The 21146-nt window shown below is 41.4% G+C and carries 23 protein-coding genes and 3 pseudogenes; 13 read left to right on the top strand and 13 right to left on the bottom strand.

What is annotated here, in order from left to right:
* Positions 1-60 precede the first annotated feature (60 nt).
* The 3 genes from NSTCB13_RS16770 (at position 61) to NSTCB13_RS16760 (ending at position 2256) form a co-directional block, all read left to right on the top strand.
* Positions 61-192 (top strand): hypothetical protein, encoded by a 132-nt coding sequence (locus NSTCB13_RS16770; protein WP_334938807.1) that lies wholly within the window; start codon positions 61-63, stop codon positions 190-192.
* Positions 193-452: 260 nt separating this feature from the next.
* Positions 453-1394, top strand: coding sequence for an alpha/beta hydrolase family esterase (locus tag NSTCB13_RS16765; protein ID WP_445627574.1), 942 nt, complete (start codon positions 453-455; stop codon positions 1392-1394).
* Positions 1395-1653: 259 nt separating this feature from the next.
* On the top strand, positions 1654-2256 hold the full coding sequence (locus NSTCB13_RS16760; RefSeq protein ID WP_448273064.1) for a hypothetical protein: 603 nt from the start codon (positions 1654-1656) through the stop codon (positions 2254-2256).
* 33 nt (positions 2257-2289) lie between these two features.
* Here NSTCB13_RS16760 and NSTCB13_RS16755 read toward each other — a convergent pair whose 3' ends face one another.
* On the bottom strand, positions 2290-2424 hold the full coding sequence (locus NSTCB13_RS16755) for a hypothetical protein (RefSeq protein ID WP_448273063.1): 135 nt from the start codon (positions 2422-2424) through the stop codon (positions 2290-2292).
* Between NSTCB13_RS16755 and NSTCB13_RS16750 the strand changes: the two genes are divergently transcribed.
* The 3 genes and pseudogenes from NSTCB13_RS16750 to NSTCB13_RS16740 form a co-directional block, all read left to right on the top strand.
* Complete coding sequence (locus tag NSTCB13_RS16750) at positions 2418-2540, top strand: hypothetical protein (RefSeq protein ID WP_448273250.1); 123 nt, start codon at positions 2418-2420, stop codon at positions 2538-2540. The genes NSTCB13_RS16755 and NSTCB13_RS16750 overlap by 7 nt on opposite strands.
* 255 nt (positions 2541-2795) lie before the next feature.
* Complete coding sequence (locus NSTCB13_RS16745; RefSeq protein WP_445627577.1) at positions 2796-3254, top strand: hypothetical protein; 459 nt, start codon at positions 2796-2798, stop codon at positions 3252-3254.
* A 266-nt stretch (positions 3255-3520) separates the two neighbouring features.
* Positions 3521-4017: pseudogene (locus tag NSTCB13_RS16740) on the top strand (helix-turn-helix domain-containing protein); the annotation flags it as partial.
* A 39-nt stretch (positions 4018-4056) separates the two neighbouring features.
* Here the strand turns inward: NSTCB13_RS16740 and NSTCB13_RS16735 are convergent.
* Complete coding sequence (locus NSTCB13_RS16735; RefSeq protein ID WP_445627579.1) at positions 4057-4509, bottom strand: DUF1392 family protein; 453 nt, start codon at positions 4507-4509, stop codon at positions 4057-4059.
* Between the two features lie 172 nt (positions 4510-4681).
* On the opposite strand from NSTCB13_RS16735, the gene NSTCB13_RS16730 reads away from it, so the two are divergent.
* Together NSTCB13_RS16730 and NSTCB13_RS16725 are read left to right on the top strand one after the other, a co-directional pair.
* Complete coding sequence (locus tag NSTCB13_RS16730; protein WP_448273062.1) at positions 4682-5527, top strand: phytanoyl-CoA dioxygenase family protein; 846 nt, start codon at positions 4682-4684, stop codon at positions 5525-5527.
* Between the two features lie 554 nt (positions 5528-6081).
* Positions 6082-6297, top strand: a complete 216-nt coding sequence (locus NSTCB13_RS16725; protein ID WP_448273061.1) for a hypothetical protein — start codon at positions 6082-6084, stop codon at positions 6295-6297.
* 305 nt (positions 6298-6602) lie between these two features.
* Here the strand turns inward: NSTCB13_RS16725 and NSTCB13_RS16720 are convergent, their stop codons facing one another.
* The gene (locus tag NSTCB13_RS16720) at positions 6603-7007 is read right to left on the bottom strand and encodes a hypothetical protein (protein ID WP_445627584.1); all 405 of its coding nucleotides are present in this window, start codon (positions 7005-7007) and stop codon (positions 6603-6605) included.
* Positions 7008-7363: 356 nt separating this feature from the next.
* On the opposite strand from NSTCB13_RS16720, the gene fghA reads away from it, so the two are divergent.
* On the top strand, positions 7364-8212 hold the full coding sequence (gene fghA / locus NSTCB13_RS16715) for an S-formylglutathione hydrolase (RefSeq protein WP_448273060.1): 849 nt from the start codon (positions 7364-7366) through the stop codon (positions 8210-8212).
* A 65-nt stretch (positions 8213-8277) separates the two neighbouring features.
* Here the strand turns inward: fghA and NSTCB13_RS16710 are convergent, their stop codons facing one another.
* Positions 8278-9480 (bottom strand): WD40 repeat domain-containing protein, encoded by a 1203-nt coding sequence (locus NSTCB13_RS16710; protein ID WP_448273059.1) that lies wholly within the window; start codon positions 9478-9480, stop codon positions 8278-8280.
* Positions 9481-9738: 258 nt separating this feature from the next.
* On the opposite strand from NSTCB13_RS16710, the gene NSTCB13_RS16705 reads away from it, so the two are divergent.
* From NSTCB13_RS16705 to NSTCB13_RS16695, 3 genes are all read left to right on the top strand, one after another.
* Positions 9739-11286, top strand: coding sequence for an AAA family ATPase (locus tag NSTCB13_RS16705; RefSeq protein WP_448273223.1), 1548 nt, complete (start codon positions 9739-9741; stop codon positions 11284-11286).
* 65 nt (positions 11287-11351) lie between these two features.
* Entirely contained in the window at positions 11352-11726 is a 375-nt protein-coding gene (locus tag NSTCB13_RS16700) for a DUF1257 domain-containing protein (RefSeq protein WP_448273057.1), read from the top strand.
* A gap of 59 nt (positions 11727-11785) precedes the next feature.
* A complete protein-coding gene (locus NSTCB13_RS16695; RefSeq protein WP_448273056.1) occupies positions 11786-12193 on the top strand; it encodes a DUF1257 domain-containing protein in 408 nt (135 codons plus the stop codon).
* Between the two features lie 366 nt (positions 12194-12559).
* On the opposite strand, the gene NSTCB13_RS16690 is transcribed toward NSTCB13_RS16695, so the two are convergent.
* The 9 genes and pseudogenes from NSTCB13_RS16690 to NSTCB13_RS16650 form a co-directional block, all read right to left on the bottom strand.
* On the bottom strand, positions 12560-13378 hold the full coding sequence (locus NSTCB13_RS16690) for a GUN4 domain-containing protein (RefSeq protein ID WP_448273054.1): 819 nt from the start codon (positions 13376-13378) through the stop codon (positions 12560-12562).
* Between the two features lie 8 nt (positions 13379-13386).
* Positions 13387-13989, bottom strand: a complete 603-nt coding sequence (locus NSTCB13_RS16685; protein WP_448273053.1) for a hypothetical protein — start codon at positions 13987-13989, stop codon at positions 13387-13389.
* A gap of 74 nt (positions 13990-14063) precedes the next feature.
* On the bottom strand, positions 14064-15011 hold the full coding sequence (locus NSTCB13_RS16680; RefSeq protein WP_448273051.1) for a WD40 repeat domain-containing protein: 948 nt from the start codon (positions 15009-15011) through the stop codon (positions 14064-14066).
* 24 nt (positions 15012-15035) lie between these two features.
* Positions 15036-15089, bottom strand: a pseudogene (locus NSTCB13_RS16675) (hypothetical protein); the annotation flags it as partial.
* Between the two features lie 125 nt (positions 15090-15214).
* The gene (locus NSTCB13_RS16670) at positions 15215-16354 is read right to left on the bottom strand and encodes a WD40 repeat domain-containing protein (RefSeq protein ID WP_448273049.1); all 1140 of its coding nucleotides are present in this window, start codon (positions 16352-16354) and stop codon (positions 15215-15217) included.
* An 88-nt stretch (positions 16355-16442) separates the two neighbouring features.
* Positions 16443-18002: an Hsp70 family protein gene (locus NSTCB13_RS16665; protein ID WP_448265598.1), complete on the bottom strand. Its 1560-nt coding sequence runs from the start codon at positions 18000-18002 to the stop codon at positions 16443-16445.
* A 122-nt stretch (positions 18003-18124) separates the two neighbouring features.
* Entirely contained in the window at positions 18125-18781 is a 657-nt protein-coding gene (locus tag NSTCB13_RS16660) for a hypothetical protein (protein ID WP_445627596.1), read from the bottom strand.
* A gap of 11 nt (positions 18782-18792) precedes the next feature.
* Positions 18793-19041: a DUF2997 domain-containing protein gene (locus tag NSTCB13_RS16655; protein ID WP_448265597.1), complete on the bottom strand. Its 249-nt coding sequence runs from the start codon at positions 19039-19041 to the stop codon at positions 18793-18795.
* Positions 19042-19384: 343 nt separating this feature from the next.
* Positions 19385-19826: pseudogene (locus tag NSTCB13_RS16650) on the bottom strand (transposase); the annotation flags it as partial.
* Between the two features lie 144 nt (positions 19827-19970).
* Between NSTCB13_RS16650 and NSTCB13_RS16645 the strand changes: the two are divergent.
* Entirely contained in the window at positions 19971-21143 is a 1173-nt protein-coding gene (locus NSTCB13_RS16645) for a DNA cytosine methyltransferase (RefSeq protein WP_448265596.1), read from the top strand.
* Positions 21144-21146: the final 3 nt, after the last annotated feature.

The raw sequence follows: 21146 nt of genomic DNA, 5'->3' as shown, positions 1-21146 counted from the left end.
CGCACTTCAGACTCGCACATACATTAACATAACTTTATACGCGAAACTCATATACAGGCGATGCGGCTGCTGTCATTGTTAGAAAAGAGCGATCGCCCACAGCCGAATGTCCAGTACTTCACTAAAGTTTACGCCCGTAACCTGGGTGTTCACTTAGCACCTGTCAAGCTTTCAGAGCAAAAGTCAGTTTAGGGAACTTATGGAAAAGATAGAGTTGTCAGAGATACAGTTAATTTCCAGTAGTCGCGTTGAGTTCATCCCTTTTCCCTTTTCCCCTTGATGTTCCCACTTTCGGAACTTTATTCTTGAGGAAATGGCAAACTTGTAACTTAGCTTTCAAATTACATTTGTCAAATTTGAATAGTGATTAAATTATTGAATAATACACAGTTTTGATATTTATGTACAAAAATTTCTATTTTTCTAAGTATTTGTCCCTGAGCTTAATCCTAATGACTCTGACTGTTACCTCTAACTCACTTCAAGTAGAAGCAAAAAGTATACCTAGAGAAAAAATTTTGCGAGGCGAGAATTATGGAAAACTAAGAAACCAAGAAAAATTACGTACATACTATATGTATACGCCAAAATCTTACAATCCTAAGCATCCAATATCGTTAGTTTTAGTGTTTCATGGAGATAATGGTAGTGGCAAATCTATAGAGAAAGTTTCTCGCTTCAATAATTTAGCAGAGGCATTTGGATTCATTGCAGTTTATCCAAATGGACTTGACCATCAATGGAGCTTTACAGGTCATGTCAGACAAAAAGTGGATGATATTTCATTTGTTGCAGCTTTGATTGGGCATATAGAGCAAATTAGAAATATCAACCGAGGTAAAATCTATGCCACTGGTTTTTCTCAAGGTGGGATACTCACTCAAGCTTTGGCCTGTAAGCTGCCGAATAAAATTGCTGCTTTCGCATCAGTAGCCGGCTCTCTAACTACTCGATTTGTCCGTAGCTGCCATCCGACGGTTTCGATATCAATGATGATGATTAATGGTACAAAGGATTCGAGTGTACATTATCATGGCGATCCCATTACTCAAAAAGAGGCTCTTGTTTCTATCCCAGAAACCATAAATTTTTGGCGAAGGCATGACCGATGCACTTCATCATCTCAATTTCAACACTTAACTCCAATTAAATCTCTTAATCACTTGCAAGTCAAAGCTTTTGGTTATTCGGGTTGTAGAAACGGTTCAGAAGTATTGCAGTTCACTGTAGTCAATGGTGGGCATTTCTGGCCCGGTGGCACTTCAACCGATCCTAAATTAAATCAAGTCAATATTCAGCTTGGTTTTAATGCAAGTAAAGCAATTTGGAGCTTTTTTCAACGCCACATTTTGAGTAGTTTCAAAACGTCAACCATTAGAAAAGCTAAAAGATAATTTCCCAAAAATCTGACACTATACTCAAACCACGGTATTAGGGATAACATTATATAGAAATTGAAAACTCTTTTTAAATGTATTACATAAACCTATCCCACTAATACCAGCAATATGATAATCTACTGTTGATGACGGTAAGTTGTATCAGGGTATGGCTGGGCGATTTGAAGGCTTTTCTAATTCAATATATGCAGTGGGTAAGATACATGAAAAAAGCGTGGAGTAAAAAATGCTTAACGTTAGTCGCACCGTTCATGTGCATCTTAGGGGGGTCGCCACTCCTGCTGCTAGTGCTGTAATTCGGGTCGAGCCGGATGATTTCCGAACATTCACACCTCTAACCAACGCGGTTCCAGGCGTTACACTGTCTATAGATAGTAGACCCGAACTCTCTATCATCTCATACGATCTTTTCGGAATTCCCAGCACAGGAACCCGTTTGTTTGGGATTATTGGGCCTGGTGGGGATGGGGCACAATTCTTCTTAAATAGCCAGTTCCGCGCTGACTTCAATCAACTTGCGGACTCTGTATCGATTGATTTCATAGGTGATGACTTCGTATTTAACACACTTGGGCAACTACTTGCGTTCGACTCTAATGGAAAGCTTTTAGACAGCTTTTTCACCGATCCTCTTGCAAAAGGGCAAAGCCAGACAGGTGTCGTCACATCAACTGGATTTGAGATTGCATATGTGATAGCAAGCAGCACAGAATCCGGAGGTGCCACGGATCTAGACAACTTTGTCGCCAATGTAGCCTCTGTCCCCGAACCCTCCTCTACGCTAGGTATACTGTCTATCGGTACTTTGGGTGCAGGTTTAGCTTTGAAACCTCACCGTTCGCGCAATCGAGGATGAGTTTGGTGAAATAGATGAAATAAGGGAGAGTATTTAAGCAGGCGTTGGCACAGCCTCTCGTAGAGATGGCGTTCCGCCCACCGTGGGCGATCGTTTTCGGCATCCCTTGTGCCAGAAAGAAATTTGTGTAGGGTGTAACGGTTTAATGGTAAGTGTGAAAAATGGCACATTTACCCCAACAAATAATATCAGAACGAATCGATGATGTGGTTCTGCTGCTAGAGGTGATGAAAAAAATGGGACGGGAGCAACGCGATTTTCTGAAGTCGTGTAAAAACGAGTGAAGATGCTCCACTCCGAAGGATGCGATCGCTAACCCAATAGTTCAATAGATTAGTAAAATAGATACTTACTAGATAGCTAAATACCTCAGTAATACTGAGATAAATTTATCGTTATGGTTGTTTAGTTTTCTAATGGAGACAGAAAAGTGTAGGATTCCCTTGGAGTAAAAGTTTTGAGATTTGATATCAAAACAGGGAGTTTGCCGTCACTTCATGAATAAAAAAATACATTCAAGTTTAGATTTAAGCACATTCGTGTCAAACTTTAGAGAGAAAGTTACGAAACTTTTAGAAATAAAAAATCTGAGCGAATGGTCGGCTCAAACCTTTAAAGACAGAAAGATTCAATCCATTGGTTGGCATCCGTTTATGTGGATTAATCAAATTGGACAGTTCAAACCCTTGGGGCAAGATTCTTGGCAGCCAATAAATTCTTTAGTACAACAAATTGGTCAGTTTTGGAAGGGACAGGTCACTTGTTTTAAAACTAACAGCATTGAGTGTACTTTGTTAGCTCGGTATGATGAGGGCTACACTGATGCTTGCTTAATTCTCACCGATTTACAACCGGAAGTTGCGGATGCTTGCTGGTATTCCATGCGCTCTTGGATTGAGTGTGTGTTTAAAGATGGCAAACGCGGCGGTTTTTGTTGGCATCAAACCAAAATTATTCACCCAAAACGTGCCGAAAGGCATTGGTTAGCTATAGCGTAGACGCGTTCGCGTAGCGTCTCGTAGAGAAGCGGCTTGTCGTCAGACATCGCTACTTTGTGGCAAGTAAGTAAGTGTTGGTGGTTCTGTTGATGCCAATATGCCCATTAGTAGTTTAGATGAGTTACCACAAACTCATATTGCACGACGCAATTTTAAAAATATAGCAATCCGGAATCATTCGTGAGAAAATACGTAAAAAGATGTAAGTAGTTTTAATGACTAGGGTTAGGGTGCGGCAATGTGGATGCGATCGCGCTTAAGAGTTTATTGAAAATAGCCAAGATAAGCGTGAAGTTCAACGAGCGATAGCAGTGAAGATGTTGTTGTATGGATACAAGCATGAAGAGATAATACCGATCCTGGGGGTGTCGAGCGGTTTTATCAGCAAGTGGAAAAAAGCATTTTTCAAAAATGGAGTAGAAGGTTTAAAAGCTGTCCATCAAGGAAGTGTTGGGCTATTAAGCCCAGAGCAACGTTCGTCCATAATAGAGTGGCTGTTAACAAAAAATAGATGGACTTTGAACGAGCTAGAGTATGAGATCAGCCGCAAATACGGCGTTACTTTCTCTTCAAAACAAAGCTATTATGATTTATTTAATGAAGCACGTATCAGTTGGAAGAAAACTCAAGCTCACAACCCAAAATATGATCAGGAGTTAGTCGCGTCAAAAAAAAAGATATTTGTACACTGTTGGCAGGGCGACGTGAGGAAATAGAATCTGGAGAACTAGTCGTATTCATGGTCGATGAATGTCATTTGTTAGTTAACTTGGTGCTACTATTTTGTCGCAACTGATAATCGTCATACACTAACATTGACTAAATCAACATCAGCAAGCCATATTGTTCTGCTTTGGGCAGACACTTCTTCTAAAATTGGAGAGCACCACTCTACTCCATAAAGCCAATTATCTTTGAGGCTAAAAATTCCTTGAATAATACGGCGTGTCGGCTGTTCACCGAAATCAACCTCAACTATATCCCCCAATTTAAAGGCTGGAGTAGAAACAGTGGACTTTTCTAGTAGATTTGTTCTATGAAATTCTTGTTCAGCTAAGTAGAGAGTTTCACTCTGGCAAACAATTGCATAAATCCATTGCTGTCTTTCCCACTGAACACCACAGCAGTAGCCTGACAAATCTGAGATTGACAACAAAACTTTTTCTAACATTTTCACTGCTAAGGGAGGCATGGACTGACCCCATTCAGGAGAAATATGCCAACAGGATTCTAAGGCGGTAATTTGGTTAATCATCTGGGAATGTAGTTCTCTTTTTTATACATACACTCACTTGCATCAGTCCGATCCGGAATATAATTCAAAATAAATATAGAAGTGATTGGCTGGTATCTGATGTTTATTAGCATCTGTCCCTAATAGAGATGATCTATCCCTAACCTCTAACTATTGAAAAACAAAGAAAAAAATGACTGAATATTTAACTGGTAAAAAAACAAGTATAGAGCAACTCAATGAATGGATTGATTTTTTTCATACTCATGGTTTTATTGTAATTGACAATGTGTTGACACCTGAACAATGTGAGCTTCTCAAGAATGATTTAGATGAAACTCTCAAAAAAATTGAAGGTGAAAATTATCACGAATCAAAAAAAATGATGATGAAGCGAATGTTCGAGCATTCAAAGCAAAATCTAAATCTTTTTGCTTTAGAACCTATAGTTACATTTGCAGAACATTTAATTGGTGGAGCAAATGGAATAGGTTACTCAATACAGGATGGTGTTCCCAACGCTAATATAATTCATGTTATCCACAATAACTCATTTAAGATTCCTCCAAACACTGATGGGTTAGCTAAAAATGCTTGGCATCAAGACGATACACCGCACGTAATTTCCCTTGATGGGGAACCCTTAACCAACATTCGCCTGAATGTTCTAGCATTCACAGTAAATTATTACTTGACAGATGTACTATCTGAAAAAAATGGATCAACTCAGGTGATTCCAGGATCTCATCTATTTGGGAAATTCTGCAATGGTGATATTTCTGGATATGAAGACCGGGTTTATAACTGCTTGGGAGCAATGGGTTCTGCTGTTTGTTTTAACAATCAGGTATGGCATAGAGGGTCTAGAAATTCGTCCTCTATAACTCGCTACATTACGCAGATTACCTATGCAAAAAGACTGGTTGGGCATAAGTACGAACCCTTTATGAATTATCAAATGCCTAGTCACTGCTATGAAGAAGCAGACCAGAGATTGAAACAACTCTTAGGATTTCTTCCCAACGGTGCTTATGGTTAATCTGATGATTATGAGGCTACTTTTCAAAGTAAAGCTTACCTTGAATTTAGAGATAAAAGTCCGCCCACCGTTAAAACGGCGGTCTAATAACCCAAGTCCATTAAAATGGACTGTAATCTTGGGTCCTCTGAGTGAGGACTTTTGCTATCAGACAGGGATTTTAATCCCTGGCGGAGGTTCGGTTTGACGTGAAGTTGACACCAATGGCAACATCAGCGCCCAATACTTTTCGGGTTTTGGGGGAAAGGGGAAAGGGAAAGGGTTTGAATTTACCTTTTCCCCTTTGCCCTTTAACCTTTTCCCAGACCAAAAGAGAGATTGTTAGGCTTATCCGAAAAGTATTGCATCAGCGCCCAGTTCACAAGACGGGCGATCCGCCGATCCTACAAGAAATATTGGGATATTTTATTATTTGTCAGTCCCTCAGTGCGATGAATTGAGTTATTGGCTGCGGGATTGGGGTAAATTACGATGCGCTCTAGGGTGTTGAAAGCGATCGCACTCTGGCGCAATGCCTCCTAAAGATTGCACTCAGAAATTATTGGGGGAAGCTCATGAACAACCAACCGAATCACGAAAACCTTAGCCCACAAGAAACGCCATGTCCTATCTGCGGCTCACAAAATTTTATTTGGGGTCGTACCGTTGGAGAATCAGTAAGTCAGTGGGTGTATTTCCGTGCTGATGGGGCTGGGTGGGGGGAAGGCGAAAAGCTACGTGCGCGTAAATGTAGAGATTGTAGCAATGTTCAACTGTTTTCCTATGATTAGCTGATGAGTGGGCACGGTTTCTAATACTATAAGTATTAGTGGTGGATCGGGTAAATTCAACAGTGCGATTGGCACACTGATCTTGTCCGAAAATCTTACACTCAACCCAGATCCAACTGCTCCTGTTAAGAGGTCTACCTCTAATTTCAGGTTCGTTTCAAACACTTCAAACAGTTCCAGAATCGAGGAATACCGCGGCGATATTTAGCATCGGCTTGATTGGAGTGGGTTTTCTACTACGCCGACATAGAACATTGACCTAGAGTTATTGGTTAATCAACATTTAAGCGATCGCCTTGATGTCATCAAGTTAAAAGCTGGACTGGTAATTTTGCATCAATCTCAATCAAAGTAACTTTGGCATTTTCGACTACTGTATTTTCCATTAACGTGTCCTGCATAGCTTCAAATTTAGACTCTGCTTTCCCAACGCGTTCATAATGCAAAATCACATGATAATGCTTTTGTATTGCTTCTCCAGACTCAGAACGCTCTACTGCAAGCCAATCCTTATTTTGACCCTCTTCGGTAATCTGACGATATTTACTCGCTAACTGCTCTAATGCAATAGCTATAGCGTGTTCTCTGGTTTGCCCACAGCAACGAATTTCATCTCTTGGCTGGTCAACAGATGACAACAGTTCACAAACATACTGTCCATTATCGTCAGCCTGTACGTTAATTGTAATTGTTCCGTTGATTGAAGTCATGCTCAAGTTACATTAACACTGTATTATTTTAAACAAAACGAAAAAATTAGGGTTTCAAAGCCTCTCGAAGAGTGGGGGAGAGGAATGGAAGTGGGGTTTTTAGAGCCGTCGAACTCACGTTTATTTACAATTGGCTTGGCAGGAATAATAATCAATTGCAGCAATTTAATCCACTAGAATGGTTGTAGAAAATTAGTTTGGAGTGAATAGTAATGTTGACTAATTTTCTGCCATCACAAGTTAATCAGCTAACAGACCCAAAAGCGATCGCTTTTGTCCAAATGGGATAGGTTCAAGAGTAGTTTACGCTAAAATAACCATTCTCCGCAGCCGCTCAGGAAAGCAGAATATAACAAATGGCTAACCTCAACCTGATTTCAGAATATAAAAGCTTTGGTGGCAAACTCGGTTTCTACAGTCATCACTCCTCCACCTGTAACGCCCAAATGCGCTTTAGCATCTATCAACCACCACAAGCAACTCAAAATCCTGTACCGATTCTCTATTTCCTCTCTGGATTAACTTGCACGGAAGAGAATTTTATGGCGAAGGCGGGAGGAGTGCAGCGCTTTGCTGCTGAGTACGGTTTGATATTGGTTGCACCAGATACCAGTCCGCGTAATACTGGCATTGCAGGTGAGGATGATGACTGGGACTTTGGCACTGGTGCAGGTTTTTATGTTGATGCTACAGAAGAACCGTGGCGTCAAAACTACCAGATGTATAGTTATATCGTCCAGGAATTACCTGCTTTAATTACTGCAAATTTCCCCACCCAACCTGATAAACAAGGCATTTTCGGCCATTCGATGGGCGGACATGGGGCAATTGTCTGTGCAATGAGAAACCCAGAACTCTACAAATCAGTATCAGCCTTTGCACCAATCACTGCACCTATGCGTTGTCCTTGGGGTCAAAAGGCTTTTGGTGGTTATCTTGGCAGCAATCAAGAAAATTGGCGTGCTTATGATGCTAGTGAATTAGTCAAGCAAGTAGGTTATCACAGTTCAATTCTTATCGATCAAGGGACTTGCGATCAATTTTTAGCTAAACAATTACTGCCAGAGGTGTTTAAGCAAGTTTGTACAGATGTTAACCAGCCGCTAAACTTGCGTTACCAAGAAGGCTATGACCACAGTTATTATTTCATCGCCAGTTTTATTGAAGATCATATCCGTCACCATGCGATTGCTTTAAAAAACTAAACCGGAAGACAGGAATTCGGATTTAACACTTTTCTTAAGTTTTACATTGTAGTTAAACAATGGAGTTATTTAATTTGCCAAATATGTATAGTGCTATCCTCATTGCTACTAGCAAGGGTTTTACCATCTCGGCTCAGAGCAAGCCCTAAAACCGAACTGGAACCATCTTCAAAGGTATGCAACGGTTTTAAAGTCTCTAAGCTCCACAGTTTAATAGTGCCATCATAATTGCCGCAAATCAGAATTTTTCCATCGGGGCTGATGGCAAGAGATTCAACTGAACTAAAATTATCACTAAAATCATGCAGCAGTTTTCCAGTTTGAAGATTCCATAATTTCAGGGTACTAATTGCACGATTTCGAGAAACTAGCTGACCAAAACTACCAGTAACAAGCTTTTTGCTATCTGGAGTAATGGCAATAGCATCAACTCCGGTTTTGTGCCCTTTGAGAATATGGCGTGTTTTTTTAGTTTGCAAATCAATCAGCCTAATTGTATTATCATCGCCACCCCCAGCACTTACAAGGGTTTGCATATCAGGGCTAAATGCAACTTTACTCACAAATCCTGAGTGTGCAGCAATAGTATCAAGCAACTTAAGCGTGTGTAAATCCCAAAGCTTGATTGTACCATCGTCACTGCCACTAGCAATCAATTTACCATCTGAACTAATCGCAACGGTTTCTACTGGTTGGGTATGTCCACTATCACTGTTAAGCATAAGGAAAGTGCGTAAATCCCAAACCTTCATTGTTGGGGTGCTTATCCCACCTGTTACAATCCTATTGCCATCTGGACTAATTGCAATTGAAGTAATACCATCTGAGTGAGCGTTTAAACTACGCAACAATTTTCCAGTACGTAAATTCCAGACTTTAATTGTATCATCTCTACCTGCACTAATTAGGGTTTGCCCCGACGAAGAGCTAATCGCAACTGCTCGAACACCAAAAGTCACTTTTTTATGCCCAGTCAGTGTGTGAACAAGTTGAATCTGTGGTTGGAACTGAGTAATTGTACTCTTGTCTATAGGAAAATTTGAACTAGAAGAATGTACATCAATGACAGTGATGTTTACTGCAATTGCTAAAACTATAATGACTGGTCTGGATTTGAGAAAATGCAATAATTTCATGGTACCCAGGAATGCAATTACATAACATAGTTCCCATTGGATGGGACGCGATCGCTTATAAATAGACGCGGCTTCCACACACCCACGCAGGTCTAGGTGAAAAATTGACTTTTGATTTGTCGCTGCGGTCAAATAATTCGTCTCTCTACAACAAATCAAAGAAGAAAATTATCGCTTGAGCCATTCGCCTCACTACACTTCTAAGATAAATTTTCAGTGAATTTGTACTAGTATTTTTAAAAAAGAATTATAGTATTAAATAAGACAAACAAAACACTGAGTAAGAAAAGCTTATTTATGATGGCAGGCGCACCTTTCAATGGAAAAGGCGATTCACCTCATAGCCGAGAGAATCAGCAATACGCCTCCTTGGTAGAGCAACTCGATTTGATGATTCGGGCGCGGTATCCTTTAGTGTATGTGATTTCCGTGGAAGAAGAACCTGTAGAAGAAGTGCTGTTCCAAGTTGCATCGCGTTCTGTACCACAACGACAGGTTTTGTTTTGGGATATTGTGCGGGGTTGGAGTGACAATGGTGCAGATAAAGGTTCGGTAATGGCTGCATTAGCACGCATCGGCAAAGCTGACTCTCAAACAGCGGCGATGTTTGTGCTGCGAGATTTGCATCCATTTGTGAAAAATCCCACCACGGAGAAGAATGCACCCATTGTTAGGGAGTTGCGAAACTTGACGCGGGAGTTAAAGCGATCGCGTAAAACTATCGTTACTACCAGTCATACTTTAGAACTTCCTGACGAGTTACTGCAAGAGGTAACAGTCGTTGATTTTCCCTTACCTAGCGTCAGTGAAATCGATTATTTAATTCAACAGTTAGTAGTACCAGAGAAATTAAATGTTTCCGGTTTGGCGCGGGAACAGTTAGTCAAAGCTTGCCAAGGTTTAAGCCGCACTCGGATTTCTAGAGTTTTGGCAAAAGCCTTAGCAGCTAAACAACAGGTAAACGAATCTGACATCGATGGTGTATTGGAAGAAAAAAAGCAAGCAGTTCGCCAAACTGGGATTTTAGAGTTTTTCACACCGCAAGAATCACTCAAACGAATGGGGGGATTAGATCAACTCAAACAATGGGTATTGATGCGCCAAGATGCTTTTACTGAAGAAGCCAGACGCTACGGTATTCCTAATCCCAAAGGTATGCTTTTGGTAGGGATACAGGGAACGGGTAAATCTCTCTCTGCTAAAACCATCGCCCATGAATGGCGTTTACCCTTACTTCGATTAGATTCCGGCCGTTTATTTGGCGGAATCGTTGGTGAAAGCGAAAGCCGCGTCCGCCAAATGATACAGCTAACCGAAGCAATGGCACCTTGCGTTTTGTGGATTGATGAAATTGACAAAGCCTTCGGTAATATTACCAGTGGCATTGATGGGGATTCGGGAACATCGCGCCGGGTTTTTGGCAGTTTAATTACTTGGATGCAAGAGAAAACTAGCCCAGTATTTATTGTCGCCACTGCAAATAACGTGCAAATATTACCAGCCGAGTTGTTACGCAAAGGACGATTTGATGAGATTTTCTTTTTGAATTTACCTACACAAGCCGAACGGCAAGAGATTTTTAAAGTGCATTTGCAACGGTTACGCCCCAACCGCCTGCGAGAATTTAATTTAGCTGTGTTAGCCAAACAAACTGCTAACTTCAGCGGTGCAGAAATTGAACAAGTAATTATTGATGCCATGCACCAAGCATTTTCCACAAGAGTGGAGGGACAGCGGCGAGACTTCAATACAGAAGATATTTTACAGGCTATAGCGCAGACAGTTCCCTTAGCTGCGATCGCCCGCAATCAAATTGAAGCCCTAAAGCAATGGGCAGCCGAAGCAGGCGCAAGGCCAGCTTCCAATGATGTTCAGTTAGTGGAGGAATTAAAGCACTATTCAACTCAACAAGGAATCGGGCCTTTAGAAGTTGATTAGAATAGAAAAAATCTGCATTTTAGCGGTTTATTTTTTCATCCAAAATCTCAAACACAAAATCAATTATGTCTCATTTCACAACTATTAAAGTTCAAATCAAACGCGGTGAAATTCTTCATGAAGTGTTGCAAGAATTAGGTTATCAAGTGGAGTCTAACACCAATGTACGCGGATATCGAGACGATACAACTCAAGCCGAGTATGTAATTCGCCAAAAAAACGGTTATGACTTGGGTTTTCGTCGTAATGGTGAAAATTACGAAATAGTTGCAGACTTTTGGGGAGCAAAAATTAATCAACAACAATTTGTTAATTCTATCAGTCAAAAATATGCTCATAAAACCTTGATGGCAACAGTGCAAGAACAAGGCTTTAATGTTGAGGATGAAGAAGTATTAGCAGATGGAACTGTGCGAGTAGTTGTAGGACGTTGGGTGTAAAGATTGCATGGGTTGGGCATCTTGCCCAGCCTAGATATTAAAATATTCATTACAAAATTATGTCACATTTTACTAGTATTAAAACTCAAATTAAGAATACAGATGCATTAATTAAAGCTTTGGCAGATGTCGGCTTTAAAAATGTTGAATATCGCGAAACAGCGCAGCACCTATATGGCTATCAAGGTGATGTGCGTCCTGAAACTGCGGAAATCATTATTCGCAAAAAATATATTGGTTCTATGAGTAATGATATCGGCTTTAAGCGTCAACAAAAAGGTGAATTTCAAGCCATTATCTCTGAATACGATCGCAAAAAATACGATGGAGCTTGGTTAAATAAATTGATACAACGGTATGGTTATCACACTTTGATGGCATCAGCACAGGAACAAGGTTTTACGATTGAAGAAGATGAAGTTTTAGAAGATGGAACGGTAAGAGTTGTTGTAACGAGGTGGACATAATTTATCTAAATAATTAAGGTGTATTTCATTTACTCTGGTATATCTTATAGGGGTTCCCGCATGGATGAGGAACAGAAAAGAATAGATCCTTGTAGGGGCGCACAGCTGTCATAGGTGTCAACTTAACGTGAAACCTTTGTCATGACGTAGTTTTGAATTCACTTATTCAATATAACGATCCGCGTTACCCCACCCCGATTTTGTCTAAAGCCAAAATCTCCCCTCCCCTTGCCAAGGGGAGGGGTTGGGGGTGGGGTAAAACGATTGTGAGGCAAGAGTTTTAGCTTAAGTTGACACCAATGCACAGCTGTGCGCCCCTACCTATGTACCTCATTCAAATGAAAATCGCTATAAAGGCGTTGCTGATTAACTGACAACATCATATTCTCGCGGTTGCTTGGTTATTTTGCAGTTTGCTAATTTCTCTGCAAGCACAGACAGGGTTCTGCAACCCGTCCAAAAGTCGCCTAACCCCCAGCCTATAAATGCACCGCCACGGGGTAAGTTTCCCACCGGCGCACTCAAGTCGAATTTCAAATCATTCCAATAGCACCAAGTACCTTGAGAAAACCATCCCACACCTTTACCAAACCGACACCACGCTTCCCAGTCGGGATTTGATGTACCGCCAACGATTTGCCAGATATGGGTTTGGACAACAAAGCCAAAGCGTCCGTTGCTATATCTTTGCCAGAGAGTTTCAATAGTGTTTAAGTCTGCACAAGGGAATTTTTCAATGTCTGATGGATCTAAAAATCCTTGTGGTTGGCGATCGCATACCCGCAGCATTATACTAGCAGTTTCTTGGTCTGCATCTTTCCACTTTCCGGAAGCAAGTAAATTTTGCAAACGACTGTAGTTTAAATCAACCGCAGAGATTAATAGTATTTCCCTGTCTAGATGGGACTGCACTTTTGCTAATGCTTGTTGTCCCAGCAGTGACGATATTGTAGATTGCAACTTTTCAGATTCAGTATTTACAATCTCAAACACCAACTTGGTACCGACTTCGCCATACTTTAGGGCTTCTGCAACGGCGAGAATTTGTTGTTGTGGAGATGTGGCGCTGCTTAAACGTCGTTTTACACCTTCAATACCTCCTAAAACTACGCCATCTTTTGGAGGTGGTACTTGTCCGCCAAGCACAGCATCATATTCTCTTGGTTGATTGAGATTTTCTGACATTGCTGTTTTTATTTAGAAAATGCTTGCAATTTATCAATACAGCCTTGGTTTACTGCTTCTTTTAAAATCTTTTTTGCTCCGCGTCGTTTAAAATAAAGTGCTGCATAATTACGTTGTATCTGGGTGCCATTGAACAGGTAATGTCGAATTCGGTCTTGACCTTGAGGGGTATCAACTAAGCTCAGTGTAAAGTCAACTAACTTGCAAGTGGCACTAGTGCGGTCATTTTCTAGATTCTCCATTAGTGTATCGATATCGGACACTCCGCCAGCACGCGCCATCGCTACGAAAGCATCATATCTGTCAATTTTATGACTATAGTCCTGAAGTATTTCTTGTACTATAGGTTCTGGTCGAGAAGCTAGTAGTGAATAAGCTGCTTGGCGTACTTTCCATAATTTATCGTCTAACGCCCAGATTACCAATTCCAAACCTGCTTCGCCATACTTGAGTGCTTCTTCTAGTGCTGCGATTCTTTGTTCAATTACCGGATTTGCCAAGCGTCTTTTAACACCTTCTAGTCCTCCTAATACTACAGCACCAGGAGGCGCTTTTTCTTGACCGCCAAGAACAGCATCATAAACTGTTGGGCGATTGGAATTTTCTTTCATCAGGTTTTTAATGTTGAGCCTACTACTTAGTATTCCCAATCACTGAGGTGAGGCGATCGCACTTTTTTCTACCCTTATGGCATTCTCCATATTTTAATAGTTCCATCTACACTACCGCTAACAAGAGTTTGCCCATCAGGGCTAATAGCGACAGAACGAACCGCTGATGTATGTCCGTTGAAAATGGCTTTTCCCCGTCCTGTCTGTAAGTCCCATACTTTGATTGTGCTATCCCTGCAACTGCTAATCAAATTCTGCCCATCTGGACTGATAGCAACACAATAAATACTGCCGGAATGGGCATTTATGGTAAATTTTTCTTCTCCTGTACGCAAAACCCAAACTTTAATAGTACTGTTGCTATCGCCACTAACCAAAGTTTCTCCATCTGGACTAATTGCAATCGAGTTAACAAGCTGAGAATGTGCTTTTAGAGTGCGAATTAGTTCCCCTGTCTCCAAATTCCATATATCAATACGATTGCTACCATTAGCATCAACAAGAATTTGTTTATTTGGTGTAATAGCGAGACAATGACTGTGGGCACTATGATGGGGTTTTTTCAGAGTACGCAGTTGTTGTTGTGTTTGTAAGTCACACACTAAAATTGTTCGTTGATTAGTAATGCTACAGGCCAGCAAGTGACCATCAGGACTAATCGCAAAGCTATCAATTCCTGACATAGATAAAAGTCTGATTCCGGCGGAAGAATCAGCATGATTTTTATGAGTAGCAAAAGAGAGAATATCTTCTTGTGTTCCTGTCTGCAAATTCCACAATTTAATTGTTTCTCGGCAACTAGTAAAAACGCTTTGCCCATCTGGACTGAAGACAACGGACTGAATATAGTCTGAATGTCCAACGAGATTTGTTAGCAGATAACCTGTGCTGAGATCCCAAAGTTTTGTGACTTCACCGTTTTTATTCACAAAGTTATCACTACCACCACTAACAAATGTTTGCCCATTAGGACTAATGGCAACAGAATTCACTTTAGAACCATGCCCCTCATAACTATACACTTGCTTTCCTGTGTGAATATTCCATACCCTGACACTCTGATCGCGACTACCACTAACTAATATTTGCCCATCAGGACTAAGAGCTGATTCGTAAAGAAAATCTGAAGGATACTCAACTCGTTACTAGGTCTGAGTTTCAGCGAATAAGTATTTTTTTGACTCAAATTCCTGAAATCCTTGCAAGACAAGTACTTTACTTGAGTTTACAAATTAGCTCTAATAGCAACATCTTGAACCCATCGTAGATGTCCTTCAAAAGTATGAATTTCTTGTTTAGTCTGTAAATCCCATACTTTAATAGTCTTGTCAACACTACCACTAATGAGAGTTTGTCCATCCGGGCTGAAGGTCAGAGATTTAACACAGTCTGAATGTCCTGTCAAAATAGTAATTTCCTGTTTTGTTGACCAATTCCACAGCTTTATTGTTTCATAACAAGCACTAGCTAAGGTCTGCCCATCGGGGCTAAAAGCTAAAGATTTACTTCCACCTGAACGTCCAGTAGGGAGGGTGTAAAGTTCCTGTCCTGTCTCGAAACACCATAGCTTTAGAGTTTCATCGACACTTTTACTGACAATAGTTTGCCCATCAGGGTGAAAAGTAACAGCATAAACAGCTTCTGAATGACCGTTTAAGCTACGAAGTAAATTTCCCGTTTGGATCTCCCATACTTTAACAGTATTGTCTCCACCACCACTAATCAAAGTTCGACCATCAGGGCTAATGGCGATCGCCTGAACTCCACCAGAGTGTGCTGTGATTGTACGCAGTTCTTGTCTTTTTTGGACATCCCAAAGTTTAATCGTCTCATCATAACTACCACTTGCAAGAATCTGCCCATTAGGGTGAATAGCAATAAAATTGACTCCTCTGAAGTGTGCTTGCAAAGTATAGATTTCCTTTCTTTGTGATAAACTCCATAGTCGAATTGTGCCGTCAACACTGCAACTAAAAATAGTTTGCCCATCGGGGCTGATGACTACGTTATTAACATGATGTGTATGTCCGCTGATTGTTTGCAAACATTCAAAAAGTAGCCAAGGATTATACTCGCGCAGTGCTTGTTTTACTTTTGGTTCTGTCCGATGCTGGAAAAGCAAATTTTCAGCGGTTTGCTGTACTTCTGGTGATACATCTGTCAAGGTCTGAATTAGTAATTCTAAACCTGCTTCTCCATACTTGAGTGCATCTTCTATAGCTGTAATTCTTTCTTTAAAAAATATACTAGCCAAACGCTTTTTAACACCTTCTATTCCTCCTAAAACAACACCATCAACGGGCGATGGTACTTGTCCACCCAACACGGCATCATATTCTTTTGGTTGATTGTGATTCTCTGCCATTGGATTTTTACCACTTTACTGCTAGTAGTATTCCCATTTCTTATTCCGTTTTTGACGAACCGCCAAGACGCAGAGGACCAGGAAGAGATTATTTGAGTTTGGCGATCGCCCCTCTCTCCACTAACATCTTCCCCGTCAATAAATCTTTTACCGTTACTACTAATACTCGTTGTTCGTTGACTTCAAATTGTGCTTGGATTCTGTCTACTCCTGTTTGTCCAGGCGGTTCGATATGAGCGACGCATACTTGTTGATGATGAGTTTCTAAAGAACGATAGCTATCTTGTTTTATTAAGTGGCTACTCGTCATTCTGCCTTGAGAATCGTAATAAACTTCTGCTTGGGAAACTTCTGCAACTTCGCCAATATCAAGGCGAATTTCTCGCTGTCCTTCGGTGGCTACTTGCAAAGTTAAAGGTTCAGAACGCGCCCCTGGATACTTTGCTCCTTTTTCAATTAAAGTAAAATAAGAATAAGTTTTGCTGTGGGGTTCCCAAAGCCGGATAGCATAACTGTGGCGCAGGTAATCATCAACTGCTGTCATTTCACTTAATGCTAATGCGCCATGTGCCACAGCTTCAAAGGGTTTATCTAATTTAACTTTTTGTCTGCCGAAATAGGAAATTACTAGTTGTTGAATCGCCGGAATTTGGCAAGTACCGCCGACTAATAAAACTTGTTCGATGGTAGATTTAGCGATACCTTTGGAAAGTGCGATCGCTAATACTTCATCTATTGCTTGTCTTAACTGTTCTAATAATTGTTGATTTTCTAAAATTTCGCCCAACTCGTCCCGATGTAACTGCAATTCATGGGACATAAAATTTTCATCATCAAACCAAGCTTCTTTGGCTTCATCTGTTGTTGAAAGTTGTATTTTTACCCTTTCTGCTACTTCCAATAAATTCATAAAACCGATTTCTCCTACTTCAGCGCGGGAGGAATTGATTTTTTGCAGATAATGTTCGACAATCCAAGTATCGATATCTACACCGCCAATAAAAGCATCAGATTTAGCAAGAACTTCAGCCCGTACTGCTTGCTGTTCGGAAGCGACGCTGACAGTCCGTACTAAACTTAAATCCAACGTTCCGCCACCAAAATCCACTACCAAAACCACAGTGCCAGGACGCTTGATAGCATAACCAAGGGCGGCTGCTGTTGATTCATCGACAATTTGCACTGCGGGAATATTCAGCTTGTCGCCCAAATTGCGAAACCAGTCAAGATATCGCTCAAACGCACCTACAGGAACCGTAAAGATAACACTATCAGGTTGTAATTGCTGTTCAACCTGTTGCCAAATTTCTAACAAAAACAGTTCTGAAATAATCTCAGCACTATAACTATTACCATCCAAAAGTCGGGGAGGTGGCACAAAATCCGCTGCTAAATCGCGTTTAAAAGCTCGAAAACAGCGTTCAGGCTGGGCAAACCCCAAGCGTTTGGCACGTACAGATTCACCAAACAAAATGCTATTTTGCCCTTCCACAAACACCAAACTCGGCACCACGCTAACTTGTTCGCCCCCAACCTCAAACCGCCGCGACATCGAATCAAATCGCAACGTCCGTGGTTTTTGCGTAATCAAATCCGTAGTACAAACAACAGTATTGCTAGTACCAAAATCAATTATTACTGTAGTCATTTGTCATTTGTCATTTGTCATTTGTCATTGGGCATGGGGCATTGGGCATTGTTACAGACTTAGCTTCCTTGTCTCCCTTGTCCACCTTGTCCCCCTTGTCCCCCTCATCCCCCTCATCTCCCTCATCTCCCTCCCGGTAAACTCCGGCTAACCTTGGCAGGGCAAAGAATTCTTCCTTGATGCTGATAACCAACAAATCGAATGTAAACTAATTCACCTTCAGTAATATCAGCATTGTCTGGTTGATGAAGTTGAGAATTATAAGGCACTTGTTTCCAAGGTTTGCCTATCTGTTCGTAACCCCATTTACTAAGAAGATTATCTAGAGGAGTAAACATCGAAAGCAGATTTTTGACGGGCAATTCTGGTTTAACACTCACCATTTGGTGGATGCTGGGGTAGTTCGTCAGTAATGTCTGCAATTGCTCAAATGTGGAAGTGCGAAATTCTTCTGTTAGTTGTAGACGTTGCTGTTGCAACTCTTCATGGAGTCGCACGCCTTCTTGATGCAGTGCGGCTTTTTCAGAAATAAGTTGCTGTATTTTTTGCTCTAATTCTAAGTATTCTTGACGAGATGCTTGGAGTTCATCTTCTAGTAATTTGATTTGAGATTGCGCTAACCCTAACTTATCAATTCGCTTGTTTGGTTGAGAAGCGATCGCCGCGTTAATTGCTGGAATAATCAAAAGTAACGCCAAAAATCCGATTGCGATCGCTAAAATACTTTCCAGAGAAAACATTCCGCTTCCCTCGATGTCTGAAATGATGTCTGCAAGCATCTGTATCTCTCCTATTGTTGTTTGAGAGACTGTTGTTCTGTTCCTGTGACGTTTTCTTCTCCCTCGTAATATTCAGTCAGCAGTTGTTGAGTTTCTACGTCTCCCAAAGCATCTTCAATTCCAGATGTTGTGCTGGTACAACTTGCGCCAGAAGCACCAATCACTGTTTCCGTAATTTTTCCATCTTTACCGATGCGATACTCAATTTTTTGATACTCAGCCATAAGTAAAATATCTATATTTTCAAGGTTTTCAAGCAATACGCAGTTATTCCGTTGTATCACTTTTGCCAGTTAACTGCAATTACCATCTGGCACTAGCACAAACAAATAAATGTGTCAGGGCTTTACTAATTTACTAAAACAAATGTACTATTTTTGATGAGATTACACAAGCCTCAAAGAAACTGAGTCAAAACTATGAGTGTGTCATTTGTTACAATTTGTGGGCGATCGCTGCAATTTAACCCATATTAAATATCAAGAATCCAATATCAATGTATGTAGCATTCATCCCCTGTTAAAAGCCTATCCTAATTTAGAATTACTTCACATACGCGGGCGTATGCTTGAGAGGATGTTTGGAAAGTATTAAAGGAATCTATTAAGCGAGTCTTCTCAGCATTAACCGAATCATTGCAATTTGTACAAATGTTTCATGCGTTTGCGGTAAAATTTCGTAGTCTTTACTTAAACGACGATACCAATTAAACCCTCCCATTGCTACGTTCAACAACCCAGCGTTTGGGTAGTAGGACAAAACCCTTCGCATCAGCTGGACGACGTACAACCTCTAAAATCCAACGGTAAGTGTCTATAACCCATTTCATAAATCCCTGACCCTGATACCCCGCATCAACCCAAATACAAACCAGGCGATTTAAGCGATCGCTAATTCTCTGCTTCGCTTGCGCGAATAATTTCTTTGCACCGGCTTGGTCAGATTCGTAAGTAAAAGTGACTACGACCATCAATACCAATCCGAGAGTGTCAACAAGCAAATGCCGTTTACGTCCTTTCACCAGTTTGCCGGAATCAAAACCAACTTCAAGTGATACCATCCCCGTGTGATTGGTGAACGCGACCCGAATAATCCCTTTCATTGGCGATGGGCATTCAATTGGAAAGAGAAGATAGACAGGGCATGGAAAAGCAAAAGTATAGGCTCAATTCCCCCTGGTGCTGTCCCTATGATTCGTCTAATGCAACAACAGGGGGCAATTAGGGAAGATATTATCGCCTTTATCAAAAAAGCGAAAACCAAAAAGCCATCACTAAAATTGGATGTCTGCAAAAATTTTGATAACACAAAAATAAAACCAGTTCTTCCAGATGATGCGGCGATCGCTGTAGTACTTTTCGCTGGTGGCGGCGGGATTGAAGCGGGGATGGTTCAAGCCGGGATTCGCCCAGCCATTGCAGTGGAGTTCGACCCCACAAAACCAGATTTGAGCAGGGCGATCGCTCTCAACCATCACCGTAACTTTCATGAATATGGCTGCAAAATCATTCAGCTAACAGTTCAAGAAGTAGCACGGTTAGGATTTCTAGGTTTTAAGAGCCGCCCCGATTACCTCCACGCATCCCCGGTGTGTGCCAACTTCAGTCAAGCTCACACTGCAAAAGCGGGTATTGCGCTTGAAACGGCTGACGATTTGAGTGCAGCGATCGCAGTTGCAGAAGCCATCCGACAGTTGCAGCCACGGGTGTTCACTCTCGAAAATGTTCCGCGTTATCAGAACAGTCAGAGTTTCAGTATCATCCTGTCAGCTTTGGAGCAAGAGGGGTACTCGGTCGATTACAGCGTGGTCAACATGGACAAATTTGGACTACCCCAGGCGCGGCGGCGGTTAGTCCTGGTTGCAAGCAAGGGTTTTCACGTTGCCCTACCTTTGGGGACTACACCTTGTGGTTGGTATGGGGCGATCGCTCATCTCATTCCCATGATGACCGATTCTCAACTACTCCCTAAAAAACGGCAAGCGGTAGAACAATTTCTGACGGCTAACGAACCAACACCACTGCTGATACAAAGAGTTGGGGGGCGTGCAGAGTCCAAGTATAAACCTGCACACTTGCCCTGTAACACTATCTTGCGATGCCTGCGGCGGGCTGCGCCTACGCACTTCACAGATCGCAAAGGCTGCAACCGTAGTAAGTTCGCTGATATCTGGTTGCCAAATGGTACTGTCAAGTCTTTGTCAATCCAAGGAGCGGCGAAGTTACAAGGTTTTCCCGATTGGTACGAATTTCCCAGCGAGGCAGCAACGGCGGGGTCAATCATTGACTACTCTGTACCACCCAGTTTTGCCGCGCAGTTATTTACTCACATACAGAAAAATGAGTTATCTCAAAAAGATTAAGGG

It is taken from the genome of Nostoc sp. DSM 114160, assembly GCF_053470305.1.
Note: the sequence above shows the minus strand (reverse complement) of the source record. Positions and strands in the feature narration are given on the sequence as shown.

Bases quoted from the DNA above. Each gene is read 5' to 3' on its own strand.
- NSTCB13_RS16770 (WP_334938807.1), top strand. From the start codon at position 61: ATGCGGCTGCTGTCATTGTTAGAAAAGAGCGATCGCCCACAGCCGAAT.
- NSTCB13_RS16765 (WP_445627574.1), top strand. From the start codon at position 453: ATGACTCTGACTGTTACCTCTAACTCACTTCAAGTAGAAGCAAAAAGT.
- NSTCB13_RS16750 (WP_448273250.1), top strand. From the start codon at position 2,418: ATGGCACATTTACCCCAACAAATAATATCAGAACGAATCGATGATGTG.
- NSTCB13_RS16735 (WP_445627579.1), bottom strand. From the start codon at position 4,509: ATGATTAACCAAATTACCGCCTTAGAATCCTGTTGGCATATTTCTCCT.
- NSTCB13_RS16730 (WP_448273062.1), top strand. From the start codon at position 4,682: ATGACTGAATATTTAACTGGTAAAAAAACAAGTATAGAGCAACTCAAT.
- NSTCB13_RS16725 (WP_448273061.1), top strand. From the start codon at position 6,082: ATGAACAACCAACCGAATCACGAAAACCTTAGCCCACAAGAAACGCCA.
- NSTCB13_RS16720 (WP_445627584.1), bottom strand. From the start codon at position 7,007: ATGACTTCAATCAACGGAACAATTACAATTAACGTACAGGCTGACGAT.
- fghA (WP_448273060.1), top strand. From the start codon at position 7,364: ATGGCTAACCTCAACCTGATTTCAGAATATAAAAGCTTTGGTGGCAAA.
- NSTCB13_RS16705 (WP_448273223.1), top strand. From the start codon at position 9,739: ATGATTCGGGCGCGGTATCCTTTAGTGTATGTGATTTCCGTGGAAGAA.
- NSTCB13_RS16700 (WP_448273057.1), top strand. From the start codon at position 11,352: ATGTCTCATTTCACAACTATTAAAGTTCAAATCAAACGCGGTGAAATT.
- NSTCB13_RS16695 (WP_448273056.1), top strand. From the start codon at position 11,786: ATGTCACATTTTACTAGTATTAAAACTCAAATTAAGAATACAGATGCA.
- NSTCB13_RS16690 (WP_448273054.1), bottom strand. From the start codon at position 13,378: ATGTCAGAAAATCTCAATCAACCAAGAGAATATGATGCTGTGCTTGGC.
- NSTCB13_RS16685 (WP_448273053.1), bottom strand. From the start codon at position 13,989: ATGAAAGAAAATTCCAATCGCCCAACAGTTTATGATGCTGTTCTTGGC.
- NSTCB13_RS16670 (WP_448273049.1), bottom strand. From the start codon at position 16,354: ATGGCAGAGAATCACAATCAACCAAAAGAATATGATGCCGTGTTGGGT.
- NSTCB13_RS16665 (WP_448265598.1), bottom strand. From the start codon at position 18,002: ATGACTACAGTAATAATTGATTTTGGTACTAGCAATACTGTTGTTTGT.
- NSTCB13_RS16660 (WP_445627596.1), bottom strand. From the start codon at position 18,781: ATGCTTGCAGACATCATTTCAGACATCGAGGGAAGCGGAATGTTTTCT.
- NSTCB13_RS16645 (WP_448265596.1), top strand. From the start codon at position 19,971: ATGATTCGTCTAATGCAACAACAGGGGGCAATTAGGGAAGATATTATC.